General features: G+C 62.0%; 7 protein-coding genes. 4 read left to right on the top strand and 3 right to left on the bottom strand.

The window, feature by feature from the left end:
* The first annotated feature begins 557 nt into the window (after positions 1-557).
* A complete protein-coding gene (locus B215_RS0116795; protein WP_019370807.1) occupies positions 558-6,605 on the top strand; it encodes an HTH domain-containing protein in 6,048 nt (2,015 codons plus the stop codon).
* Between the two features lie 410 nt (positions 6,606-7,015).
* Here B215_RS0116795 and B215_RS0116800 read toward each other — a convergent pair whose 3' ends face one another.
* The gene (locus B215_RS0116800) at positions 7,016-8,317 is read right to left on the bottom strand and encodes a PDDEXK nuclease domain-containing protein (protein WP_019370808.1); all 1,302 of its coding nucleotides are present in this window, start codon (positions 8,315-8,317) and stop codon (positions 7,016-7,018) included.
* Positions 8,318-8,559: 242 nt separating this feature from the next.
* Entirely contained in the window at positions 8,560-9,225 is a 666-nt protein-coding gene (locus B215_RS0116805; RefSeq protein ID WP_026009359.1) for an alpha/beta hydrolase, read from the bottom strand.
* 158 nt (positions 9,226-9,383) lie between these two features.
* On the opposite strand from B215_RS0116805, the gene B215_RS20340 reads away from it, so the two are divergent.
* Positions 9,384-9,722 carry a WGR domain-containing protein gene (locus tag B215_RS20340; RefSeq protein WP_019370810.1) on the top strand — a complete coding sequence of 113 codons (339 nt, stop codon included), beginning with the start codon at positions 9,384-9,386 and terminating at the stop codon, positions 9,720-9,722.
* A gap of 106 nt (positions 9,723-9,828) precedes the next feature.
* A complete protein-coding gene (locus tag B215_RS0116815) occupies positions 9,829-10,431 on the top strand; it encodes a hypothetical protein (RefSeq protein WP_019370811.1) in 603 nt (200 codons plus the stop codon).
* A 104-nt stretch (positions 10,432-10,535) separates the two neighbouring features.
* Here the strand turns inward: B215_RS0116815 and B215_RS0116820 are convergent, their stop codons facing one another.
* Complete coding sequence (locus B215_RS0116820; protein ID WP_019370812.1) at positions 10,536-11,174, bottom strand: SOS response-associated peptidase family protein; 639 nt, start codon at positions 11,172-11,174, stop codon at positions 10,536-10,538.
* Between the two features lie 204 nt (positions 11,175-11,378).
* Between B215_RS0116820 and B215_RS0116825 the strand changes: the two genes are divergently transcribed.
* Positions 11,379-12,140, top strand: a complete 762-nt coding sequence (locus tag B215_RS0116825; protein WP_019370813.1) for a hypothetical protein — start codon at positions 11,379-11,381, stop codon at positions 12,138-12,140.
* Positions 12,141-12,220: the final 80 nt, after the last annotated feature.

Genomic DNA, 12,220 nt, shown 5'->3' on the forward strand with positions numbered 1-12,220 from the left:
CGCGCCTTACACCTCGGGAGCGTTTCTACACAGCCTCGACCAAATCCGGCCATTCAGCTTGGCCACAGCGAACGTCCGATCCTGATAGAAGCTGCCGTATTTACGCCTTGAAGTGAGCTGACTGCAACACGCCGTCATCCATTCACCTTTTCCTCCCTCTCATCGTGCACAGGCTATTGTGCATGGAAAGCGCCGGCGGCTTCGAAGACATGGCGAACGTCTGTCGAGCAGCCCCGCCGACGTCTTGAAGATCAGGCTAGGCGCTGATCCCAGGGTCCGGCGCAGCGGCCTATCGGCAAAGCGCCTCGCGACATCGAACATCGGACACCTCGGTTCGGGATCTGGCATTATTCCCGGCAAGCCAGTTGGGGCAATAACGTCTGAACCCCAGGTTCGGTGGGCGCGCCGAATATGCCTCCCGGAGTACCGCCAAACCGGCAGCCAATTTCAACTGTAGCGCATGGGTGCCCGCCCCACATGATCATTCTCCACAACATTCGTTGTTCAGAATCAGAGTTGTTCTTGCGCGCTTCATCCTAGGTCGATCATCTGACGTCATGGTAAGTGCACCCCAGAAACCGCGACTGTCTGCAAATCCCGAAAGCGATCACGCTTTCTATGAACTCGGGCCGCGGCGATTCGAGCATTTCGCGCGTGCGCTGCACGAGACCGAGCCGCACATCTTCGGCACCTCCTTGTACGCGCCGGACGGCCAGGAGCAGTTCGGCATCGACCATGTCGCCTTTTATCGCGGGCCGGAGGGCCATCACCTGCAGGTCGGTCAGGCGAAGGCCGAAAAGAAGTTCGGTTCCAGCGACATACGCGAAGCGGCTGACAAGTTCCTCCAATATTGGGAGTCTCATTGGCGCGACAGGAATGTGCAGCGCTTTGTCCTCTTTGTCGGCTGCAACATCAAGAGCCGCCAAGCCGCAGACGAGATCATCGCCCAAACCGCCAGATTCCTCGCTCTCGGCATTACCTTCGAGGTGTGGAGCGCAGCAACGATCTATGATCACCTGCCGGGCGCGCCGGCCGCCGTGCGCAACTATCTTGGGCAGGACTGGTATGAGAAGATATTCGGTAAGCCTACCGGTCCGTTGGACGGCTTGCTGCGCGACCTCGAGTCGGGAATCAATCTAGGCGCCTTGCGGCTGCAGGATTTCGTGTCCCGCCTGAATCAGGCGGAATCGGCGGAGATCAAGGAACTCAAGCGACGCGCGCGAACAGGCGCGGTGGCGGCCGTCCGCGCGGAGCTCGAGTACGCGCTTCGGTCAGAAACGGCGTTGGCCCTCGCGCCCGCGACAAAGGCGGAAAAATTACGTCTGCTGGCTGGATTGATCATGGCGCCAGGGAACGCCGTCCGCATTCGCCAATTGCTCGACGAGGCGGATACATTGGCAGGCGACTCGCTGCGTCAGCGCGCCATTCTTCTTTTGGAAACGATAGGCACGGAAGCGCTTCTCAACAGCGTCGCCGACGACGCGCCTGTGGAGCTCGCAGAAGTCCGCGCGGTCGCGCTTCTTCGCGAGGGGCGGATGCTCGACGCGTTTGGAGCGCTTGAGCGTTTTCTGGAGGAAGCGGAGCCTCGCGCGGAGACGTTACGGCTCGCGGCGATAGCCAAGCTCGTAGCGGGTGATCGCGACGAGGCAGTTTCTCTGGCCGAGCGGGCCGTAGCCCGCGATCCTGACTCGCGGGAATGCCACAAGGCATTGGCGATGTGCGTTTTCCATCGCGCCTTATCGCCGGCCCTCAAGGCCGAGACCGGAGAATGGCCGCAACCGATCGATCAACCCCTTGTGCGCCTGTCCGATGCTGGGCGGAGCGACCTCGAACGCGCTGAGCGGATATTCGCGGATTTGATGGCATCGCCCGACCTCGAAGGACATGAGGCAATGGTCGTGTGGCACTTTGCGGTGCTGGTGTGCATGCCGTGGCGCCACGCGGAAACGGTTGCGCTGCTGGCCGACCTTCAAGCGTCCGGCACGATGCCGATCCCGCTTCTAACTTGGGCGCTAGCCCGCGCATTGCCCTTTGATCGTGCCGCCGCTGCCGCGCAATGCGATGCTCGACTCGCCGAGGATGCTGCGGATTTTGAGACGCTGCTAATCCGCATCGCGCTGGCAAACGATAGCGGAAAGGGCGATCTTGCACGCAAGCTGCTTGAGCAGGGCCGTCAGGCGCTAACAGATGCAGGTCATGGCGCCATTTACAGCTATTGGGTTGCCGTCCTCGACCTGGAGTCGCGCCGCACGCCGTCTACGGCCGCGCTCAAAGCGCATCCCTGGCTCCGCCTGCGCCACGCCATGGGCATACGTGCGAAAAAGCATCGGTTGAACGAGGTTGCCGCGCTGCTCGCTACCGAAGTCGCCGCCTCCGGCGACCCGCGGCTTATTCTGGCTGCGACACAGGTGCTACTGGACAGCAGCTGGCACAAGAGCGCCGCCAAAGCAGCGCCGTTCCTCGTAAACCAAGTTGGGACCGCTGAGGCCATCGCCGCTGCGGCCTCTGCCTACTACCGATGTGAGCGCCCTAAAGACGTTCTCGCGACGCTTGAACATGTCGACGCATTTCCGGAACGGCGACTCCCTGTCGAGCTAGAGCGCCTGCGAACCAATTGCCTGGCGGCGACTGGGGCGCTCGTCACTGCTCGCGACACGAGCCTCTTGCTGGCGCGCACGACTGGCCAGACGCAGGATATCTGGCACACAATTCAGTTGCATCTTGCGATCGGAGCGGCACCTCAGGCCCTGGCGCTTTATGAGGAGCATGCGCAATTGCTGACCGCGCCCGCGCCGGGGCATGTTGCGCTTGCCCGCGCGCTGATCTGGTCACATCCGGAAGCGGCGCGATCCATCACCCGGCTGATCGCAGCCGAAGCACCGGACGAATATGTGACCGCAGTGTTCGAGCTGGCGGCCCGGCTGAAACTCGGCGCCGAGCAGCGCAAGCTTGCCGGTCGACTTCAGTCGCTTGGCAAGGCAGGCAAAGGCGGCGTCCGCCTTGTGACGATCGACGATGTCATCAAGTTGATGGCTGAGCGTCGGGAACAGGCCGAGCGCGCGATGGAGATCTACGCCAACGGGCACGCCCCAGTGCATATCTTCTCCGGCTTCCGTACTGGAACGCTCGCCTCGGCTTATCTTGAGCCTCTGCTCGATCCTCCTGCCCCGGGCGTGCCGCGAACTTTGCTGTCAGCACGCTATGGCCGGCGGTTCGACGAGTGCCTCATCCCTGAAGCGCGAAGCGGTACTAGGATCATTGTCGACATCTCCGCGCTGCTCACCGCCCACGGGCTGGGCATGCTCGACGCAGTCGAGCGCGCTTTCGCGCCGGTCCGGATCGCCCCGGATGCGATCGCCGCGTTGCTTGCGATGCGTTCGGATGCCGATCCTTCGCAGCCGGAACGCATCGACGCGATTCGCGGTGTAATAGAGCGAGTCGATGCTGGGGAGATCGCCGACCAAGCAGCGCTTTCGACGCTCGACACCTTCAGCGTGCTTTGGGAAGGCGATGGCGGGGAACCCAGCGCGACCCTGTCCTTTACCCGCTTGTTCGAGCTTGCGGTCGGATCACGAGACAAGCGGCTGGAAGAGGCCGCGCGAGAGAAGCTCGGCGACACGCTCTCACCGGTCGCGGTAGGCGCTCGTCCGCAGGAGGGTGCGGTACTGATCTTGGAGCCGGGCATGGCCGGCCTGCTCGAAGAGGTCGATCTGCTTGGGGGCTTGGCGCAGCGCTACCGAGTTGGCTTGCATAGCGGCGAGATCGACTTACTCCGTAATGAAGTCGCCGAGGCACGCAGGCTCCGCAGGCTGGCGGGAAGCTTGACTGCGCTGATCACGCGGGTGAACACCGGGATCGAGGACGGTACATATCAGACCGTAGGCTTCGGCTCCGAACGCGAGATCGATCCGGTTAGGCGAAGCTTTATGCAAGTCATGCATGCGCTCAGCACCGAGGGAGGCATCGCTTGGGTCGACGACCGCTTCACCTCGTCGATTGATAACCCGAAATTCCGTATCGCCACCACCGTCGAGGTCATCGATGGGCTAGTGCGCGCGAAACGCCTCAGCGAAGCGGAGTCTTTCGCGCTTCGGCAACGCCTGCGCGCCGCACGCTGGTTGTTCCTTCCTCAGCGTGGAGACGAGATAGCGCACCATCTCCGCGCTGCGACCAAAGCCGGTGTCACTGACGATACTCCCGACCTCGCGCAGTTGCGCCGCGCGATCGGCCACACTCTTGTCCATCGCAGACGTCTGCAATGGCCCGATCACGCCGCGATACAGCAGGGCCTCGAAGGAGAAGTACCGTTCCTGCTCGATAATGGTCACGCGGTTAGTGACGCTCTTGTAGCGATCTGGCGCGACGAAGCGTGGAGCGTTGCGGATGCGGAGGCAGCGTCTGCCTGGATCGTGGACACGCTCGATATCAATCTCTTCCCCATGGGCCTGATGGAACCGGGCGATCCTCGCTCGGATCACATCCTCGGCGTGCATGCCGGCGGTCTTGTCTTGGTGGCGATCCAGCTGTTCCGCGGCAAGGATCAGGGCAAGCGCCAGGCTGCATATCTAGACTGGTTCTGGCGCCACTATCTCGCGAACATGTTGCGGATCCGGCCCGAAATTCGGGAGGGACTTGAAGGAATGATCAGCGGATTTCTCGCGGGCGAGGACGGCGATATATCCGCTGATAGTACTTGGCGCGTGTTGGCGGCGGGCCTAATTAACGCAATGCCGCCTTCTCTGCGATTGTCGCTACTCCGGCGCGAGGATCTTCGCCAGGCACTCAACCTGCCTGAGCACGGTCTGGTGTCGGTCGACGACGAGGATTTCGACGAGCGTGATTTCCTCGATGCGGTAATTCATGCGTCGGACAAGCCGCGCAAGCTTAAATCAATGTCTGGCAAAGTGGCTGCGATTGCGCTCGTTGGGAAGGGAGAAAACCAGCATGTTCGACTGACGCTTGATGGACGAAAAATGCGCCTCGAGGACTGGGTGCGCGGCGCGGCAAGCAATGATCCCGGCATCCGCGCCCGAGCTCTTACCAATCGTGCGGATATGCTCGACCTGTCGCAGGAGGGACTGGCCCAGCTCAACGCGCAGATGGGCTCCGAAAGCGACGTTATCGCGCGCGTTCGTCTGGCAATGGCTCGTGCGCAAGCCTCTCAGCAGCAGGAATATGCGGACCTCGAAACCCTGTCGCGCGAACGCCGACCTTTCGCGCTATGGAACCTAGCCGTGGAGGAGCCTGCAAAGGTTGTCCGCCATCTTCGCCTAGAAGCCGATATCGAGGCAGCGGCCGAACGCCTCATCGCCGAGCGCGGAGTCGCGATCGCACTCCGGCGCTTGGGCGGGCTGCCGATCGCCGCGCCGGAAGCGCTCCGCCGGGCGATCGATGGACTTGCCGATAACGCGCTGAACACGCTGCTTGATGCCGTTCAGCCGGAGACATCTCCGCCTTGGGTGCAGCTGTTTCTAGCGGATCTTGTGCTGGGCGTGGTGCGCTCATCTGAGCTGGCCGAGCGCGCGCGCCGCTTGATCATGCAGGCCCTGTCCGAGCCAGCTGCCGCACTATGGCAGCTCTATATTTCGCTCGCGGACTTCACCGCGAGCGAATGCCCGACCCGTGACGGCTGGGCCGAACTCAGTGCGGCGCAGCAGATCGCGGTGTGCTGGTCGCATGCGACCGCGATCACCGAGATTCTCGGGGCTGGGCGAGTTGCGATCGATCGCGTGATTGGATCGCTCAATGCAAACCGGCTCGTATCTCCGCGCGTGATCGTTGGAAGTGAAAGCAAATTTGCTTTTGACGTGGCCAATCCGCGCTGGATGACACCAGATCGGTTGCGCGCGCATGTCGCCGCACCTTCCTTGTTTCGAATGCAGGCACTCCCGGAGCATCAGGTATGGGCCGACTCGGTCCTCCGTGCCCTGGTTGTCCAGACGGAAGAAGGCGCGGCGCCGCTTCCACGCTTGGAAGTGGCGCGCAATGCACTGGCGCGAGACAATTCGCTGCCCAGCCTCCTAGGCAAGACCATCGGTGCCGGGTTCGAAAGCGTATTGCCCGGTGCCCAGGGCCTTTTCCGCGATACCGCCCAAGGCCTATTGGAAGCGCTTCTATCGCCCGGAGCAGGCGACGATCAGCGCCGTGCCGCCTGGAATTTGATGCGGCACATGACTGGCGACGGCCCGCTGCCAGCAGACTTAGCCGAGGTCGCTCGCGCTGCTTCCGCAACAGCTGACCTGGGTTTCGACTCTCCAGACAGAGATCTGGCTCGCCACGCGCTACTGACCTTCGCGCAGTTGGCTGCGGTGAATGGGTGGGAAGAAGCGGGGGTACGGATCGACGCCGAGGCCGCACGTCTGGCTCCCCGCGAAGATGAAGACGATGTCATGGTGCTTTTCGAAATCGAAATTTGGCGCGCGAGGCTCGTGGCGGATCCGATTGAGCGGACTCGTACCTTGGCGAAGGCGTTGCTCCGGCTAGGATCGTTTCCGCTTCTGCAGGAGCAGGCGGAAATCGCGGCCCGACATTTCGCACGCAGCCTTTCAGGGGTCGAGACCGAGGCTTTTGTGGATGTCCTGGGCGAGTTGTTCACCCGTCGTTAGGCGACAAGCGAACCTGAAAAGGTCCTTGCAGTCGGCCTGACTGCCGATGCTCGCCAGCCGGTCGACATCGTGGCGTATGGCTTTTCCTCTCTTAACCGTCTTGGCTGATGATCCCGTTTCCTTGTGTCGTCGCTATGCGGCAACCGCTCATTCGAGCCGATCAATGATGTGGATCCAGCAGTGGCGCCCGTGTAGGCGAGTGTAGTGGTGCCATCTCGCCCCTCGCCGACCCAATCTTCTTCGTCGGTCTGCGCCGCCGGTTGGGAAAGAGCCGGACGTCGTGTTCTGGCCAGACCTGCCGTTCAACACGCCGCCACGGAACGGCAGGCAAGTCCCAGGTGCGGCGGTTGTACAATTCGCGATCGATCCCGGCATCCCCGGCGATCGCAGGCGTCGAGGCGCCCTAAGCGTTAGCGGCTCGCCCGATACTCTTGAATTTCGGCGAGGAAGAGCTGAGAGATCTCGGTCGCGGTATCCGCATCGTCCCTCGGCACCTCAACCCCGTGGGCCGCCTTGTGAAGAACGTCGACGATCCGCATGAATTTGGCCGTCGACGGCAGCTGGCGCACACCCTCACTAGCCCTAATCAGCTCGTTCAGTCCCATCGGCCCTTCGGACACCACTCCGGTTTCCTCGGCGAGCGCGCGCAGTTGCCGTTCGATGTCGATCCGTAGCTTCACCAAGGAAAGAAGCGGAAATTCCTGGGCAAGCTCCTCGGCGGTGGGCAGGGCCGCCTGAAGCGGAGTGGGCAGCGCTTGAGAAAGCCTATATTCCGCCACGCCCATGGGTTTCGCAGAGTCCCTCAGCGCATATTCAACGACCACGGCGTTCTTTCCCTGGCACAGGATGATGCCGATCGTTGGTGCGTCCTCCTTATGGCGCAGCAGATCGTCGACCGCCGAGAGGTAGAAGTTCATTTTGCCGGCGAACTCTGGCTTAAATTCCTCGATCTTGAGCTCGACGACGACGAAGCAGCGCAGCTGGAGGTGATAGAATAGAAGATCCAGGTAGTAATCTTGTCCACCTACCTCGAGATGATATTGGCTGCCGACGAAAGCGAACCCTTTGCCCAGTTCGAGTATCAATGAGCGAAGGTGATCGAGAAGACTTCGCTCGAGTTCGCGCTCTGATATGTCCGGACCTAGGCCCAGGAAGTCGAAGCTGTAGGGATCCTTCATGAGTGCTTGGGCTAGCTCCGATTGTGGCGCGGGCAGGGTGCGAGCGAAGTTGGTGATGGCCTTCCCCTGTCGCCCGAACAGGTCGCTGCCGATATGGTGATGCAGAACCTTCCGGCTCCATCCATGCTCTCTTGCTTGTTCGGCATACCAAATGCGCTGAGCGGGATCCTTAACCGTCTCGACAAGCGTGATTGCGTGCCCCCACGGCAATTGTGCAATGACCCGTTGCACGATTTCGCGATCGGGGAAGGCCTCGGCCATGGCTCGCATGTATTTGAGATTACGTGGCGAGAATCCGGTCATTTCGCTGAAGTCGCGCTTCAGGTCCGCCGACAGCCGATCGATGACCTTTGCCCCCCAACCGGCGCTTTCCTGACGGTGGAGAATATCTCGTCCGATACCCCAGTAGAGGAGAATTAGCTCCTCATTGACCGCCAGCGCAGCCTTGAGGCGAGACGACCGGATCCGCTCCTTCAGCGTCTCAAGCAGCTGGACATATTCGTTCGATTCGAATGGCGATGAGAGGCGGCTCATGGATTTGGGATTACCACCAGAACGAGGCAAAGAAAGGAGTGAACGATAAGGGATTGAGGCCCGCGGAGCCCGTGGCCGCATTAAGGCGCAACCGCTGGTACTTACCGTTCCATATCAGGCAGGCAGGACGCGATACCCGATAGCACGAGTCGGGTGCCGCAAGCTTATATCCCCTTTGTCATTTTCCCGCGAAAAAGCTGCCTGACGGCTTACGGCCCAGAGCCTGCCCAATCACTCGCGCATCAGGGCAACACGCGAGCTACGAAGGCTGCGGCCGCCGCAAGCCCGTCCTGATCCACGGAGTGGCCGAGACCGCGCGACACATGTGTTGTGACAGGCACACCCGCAGCGCTTAGCGCATTCGCTGCCAGCTCCAAGGATCGAAACGGCACCACATCATCTGCCGTCCCATGGATAAGCAGCACCGGAGGCCGATTGGTAATCTCAGCCTCCAGGCTCCCCGGGTCGACGAGCATCCCCGAGATGCCGATGATCCCGGCGATCGGGTGCCGCCGGCGCAGCCCTACATGTAGCGCCATCATTGCGCCTTGGCTGAATCCGACAATCAGCAATCGGTCGTCTCCGAGACCATGGGACTTCAGCTCGTCTGAAAGAAATCGGTCCAGATCAGGCGCTGCACCTGCAACGCCTGCCGCGCGCTCCGCTGGCGAGAACGACTCGATCGGCCACCACTGATGAGCTTTCGCCATCCGCGGCATCAACGATGGCGCATCGGGAGCAACGAAGGCAATCCCCGGCAGAGAGCGCTGGATCACCCTGGCGAGCGAGATCAAGTCGTGGCCATTGGATCCGTATCCGTGAAGAAGCACGACTAAGCCGGTTGGTTTGCCGCCGGCAATAGGGGCAAGCCTCGGGCCATCGAGTAACGGGTTGGGGTGAGCTGTCATCGTCGGAATTTAGGCCGGCGATGCCAACCTCGCCACCCCGCGCCTGTCGCCGACCCGGGCGCGCGCATCAGGCACTGATCGAACAGCTGAATCACTGACGATCCACTGATTCAAAGTCTCGGTTGGCTTCGCCCCGAAGAACAAAGCAGGATCCAGCCATGCTGGACCTGCCGACCAAGCTGATCGAATGGCGATGCGAGCTCGAAGCTCGCTGTGATGCCAAAAACCTGGCGCGAGCCTACGAGATCACCGTCAGCAAAGATCTTTTCGGAAGATGGATCATAGAGCTGGCGTGGGGGCGCATCGGCGCTGCTGGTTCGCGTCTGCGCGTGTCCTTCGAATCGGAAACTGCTGCGCGGCAATTTATCGAGCGGACGCTTTCGAGACGGGCCAGCGCGCCTCGACGCATAGGCGCCGAATATCAACTGGTACGATGGTCGAAAGCATCGGCATCGGAGCATCAGATCAACGATGCTGGAGTTAGACGAGCAGAATAACGTTTCTGGTAAGCGAGGTAGCCGCGTGTGTTAAGACGTCGAACATCCATTTGGTGATCTTTGTACTTCCCGCGATACTCCGATTCCTCAACAGGGGGATTCGACAATGCTTTCTCCGAGGATTCTACGGACGATCACCACCAAGCGGTTTGATCCAACGAAAGTCCGGATCGATCAGGCCCGCAGTGCCGAGCTGGTGCGTACGCGAGGTGCTCGCGTCGCTAAGCTTCTGGGCAAGACCACGCCCTATGACCTGAAAACGCCGTGGCTCACACTGAGACCGGATCGACCGAGCGTCCCGGATAAAGGGTGGATCGAGTACACCAGCCCGAGATCGGTAGGCATGGGGCATTTCGATGATGGCGACTACATGTTCGCGGCGTTCGATCTGATCTTCGAGAAGCAAGAGAGCAGTGGATACTCGATCGAGCGGCCCCAGCTGGCTATTTACCTCAAGAACCCACCCTCGTCTCTGATGCTGGCGGAGCTGGATGTATTTACCTACGACTGGCCCTCGGGAGATCCAAAGTTTGAGCTCTACGCGAAAGAGCATCAGACGATCACGATTTCAGAGGGGCACCGCGAGACGGTGATGTTCCTCATGCACGATTTCGCGTCCCTGAAATCAGCCTGGGCAGACGGGCCGGACTTCAAGGACAAGGATGGCAACTGGGCCTTCTTCGAAGCTCGCATCACCCCGATCGGCTGAACAAACGTGCTCCTATCGCAGTGCGCGCGACCGCCATCGTACGTTGATGTCGAGGACGCGCGCCGCGGGAGCCGTACCAGGCCGGCGACGGACGGCGCCTAGGTCTATGCCGAAGGTGGCTGCTGCCGCGTCGGGAAGAGCGGACCAGCGACCGTCATGCGGCTGGCATTATAAGGCCGCTGCAGGTCGACGATGTCCTCGTACGTTCCACCGAGCCATCGATCCACGTCGGAAGGCTCAAGGATCGTGATCATCGCCTTGGGGTGAATCGGCGCGACCAGTGCGTTGGCATCGCATGTCACCATGGTGAACCCGGAGCCCTTCGCGGTTCGCTGCCAAAAGCCCGCGACAGCGAAGATCGGCTGATCGGTAACGCTGAACCACATCTCCCCCTTGAGCGGCTTCTTGCCGTCTCCCAGGTCGTACTTCTCTGGTGTGAACTCGGCGAATTCAGTGAGTGGGATAAGGCAGCGGTTTTCCGGCTTCTCCGCGAGCCGGCGCCACTGCGGAAGAGTGAGGTTCCTTACGTTCGTCATGGGCCAGGCTGCCTGGCCGCCAAGCACGTCCCAGGTCATCACGTCCCAGCCACGTCTGCCGTCCTGCTCCCGTATCACGTAGTTACGGGATCTTGGCATCAGCTCGACGGGGTTGAACGTGTTTTCCCGCGGCCGCTCAATGAACAGCTCGCTCGTAGTGCCGAAGAGGGTTTCTGGTTCTCCGGCAAAGCGGGCTCGATTGCACATGCGGGCACGCTAGCATCCGTCGCCCGATCCGCAACCGCGGCGCCGGGGCGGCAGATGCGTATTCGGCATGGGAAGCGGATTCCGCGCCTACCGGGCCCTCTGTTCCATGTCCGTTCCTTCTATCCACAGATCGCTGCAAGCGCGCCTTGACCGAATCAGCCCAGTAACGGAACATAAAGCGAACAAGTAGAGTCTTAGAACACGATGACCGCCGCCCTCGAGTCCCTCGCGCCCAGCATAGCGCACCTCCGCACGATCGCGACGCCCGCGACCGATTATCGGGTGCTGCCCTTCGGCGTCGACGCGATCGACAGTCGGCTCGGGGCAGGGGGCCTGCGCGCCGGCGCTCTTCACGAAGCGTCCGCGCGTAGCGTCGCCATGGTCGATGATGCAGCCACCACGCTGTTCCTCGCCGGCATCGCCGCGCGTGAAGCCGCGGAGGCGGGTGGCCCGGTGCTGTGGGCGAGCTGCCGCAGCGACCTCTACGCCCCAGGCCTGGCCCAGGCAGGCCTGCCACCTTCCAGCGTGATCTACGCGCAGCCGCGGGACGACGTCGCGCTCCTGGCCGTCATCGAGGACGCGCTGCGGGACGGCACTCCGTCTGTCGTCGTAGCCGCGGCAACCCGGGTGTCGATGGTCGCGACGCGGCGCCTGCAGCTGGTCGCGGCCGAAGCGGACATGCCGGTGCTGCTGCTGCGCCGCCGGCGCGGGCGCGACCAGGATCCGTTGGACGAGCCTTCGGCTGCGTGGACGCGGTGGCGCATCGGCGCCGCACCCTCTGAGCGGCTTAGCGTCGCCGGTGTGGGGCGGCCGCGCTGGTCGGTTGAGCTGGCGCGCCAGCGTGGTGGGGCATCCTTCTCCCTGATTGTGGAGGGTAGCGATGAGACGGGTCGTCTCGCTGTTCCTGCCGAACTTGGCCATCGAGCGGCTGAGAAGGTTGGAACGGCCCGCATCGCGGCTGCCTGAGCGGCCCGCGCTTCAGCTCCCCGTCGACGATGATCCCGGCGCTTGCTCGGTGCCGAGGGGCGGGGGCTGGCGACCTGGTG

Origin of the sequence: Sphingomonas sp. ATCC 31555 (genome assembly GCF_000282895.1) — a bacterium.
In the GTDB taxonomy this organism is placed as follows: domain Bacteria; phylum Pseudomonadota; class Alphaproteobacteria; order Sphingomonadales; family Sphingomonadaceae; genus Sphingomonas.

What these genes read in the sequence shown, in the direction of transcription:
- B215_RS0116825 (WP_019370813.1), top strand. Translation starts at nt 11,379, where the DNA reads ATGACCGCCGCCCTCGAGTCCCTCGCGCCCAGCATAGCGCACCTCCGC.
- B215_RS0116795 (WP_019370807.1), top strand. Translation starts at nt 558, where the DNA reads ATGGTAAGTGCACCCCAGAAACCGCGACTGTCTGCAAATCCCGAAAGC.
- B215_RS0116805 (WP_026009359.1), bottom strand. Translation starts at nt 9,225, where the DNA reads ATGACAGCTCACCCCAACCCGTTACTCGATGGCCCGAGGCTTGCCCCT.
- B215_RS0116800 (WP_019370808.1), bottom strand. Translation starts at nt 8,317, where the DNA reads ATGAGCCGCCTCTCATCGCCATTCGAATCGAACGAATATGTCCAGCTG.
- B215_RS20340 (WP_019370810.1), top strand. Translation starts at nt 9,384, where the DNA reads ATGCTGGACCTGCCGACCAAGCTGATCGAATGGCGATGCGAGCTCGAA.
- B215_RS0116820 (WP_019370812.1), bottom strand. Translation starts at nt 11,174, where the DNA reads ATGTGCAATCGAGCCCGCTTTGCCGGAGAACCAGAAACCCTCTTCGGC.
- B215_RS0116815 (WP_019370811.1), top strand. Translation starts at nt 9,829, where the DNA reads ATGCTTTCTCCGAGGATTCTACGGACGATCACCACCAAGCGGTTTGAT.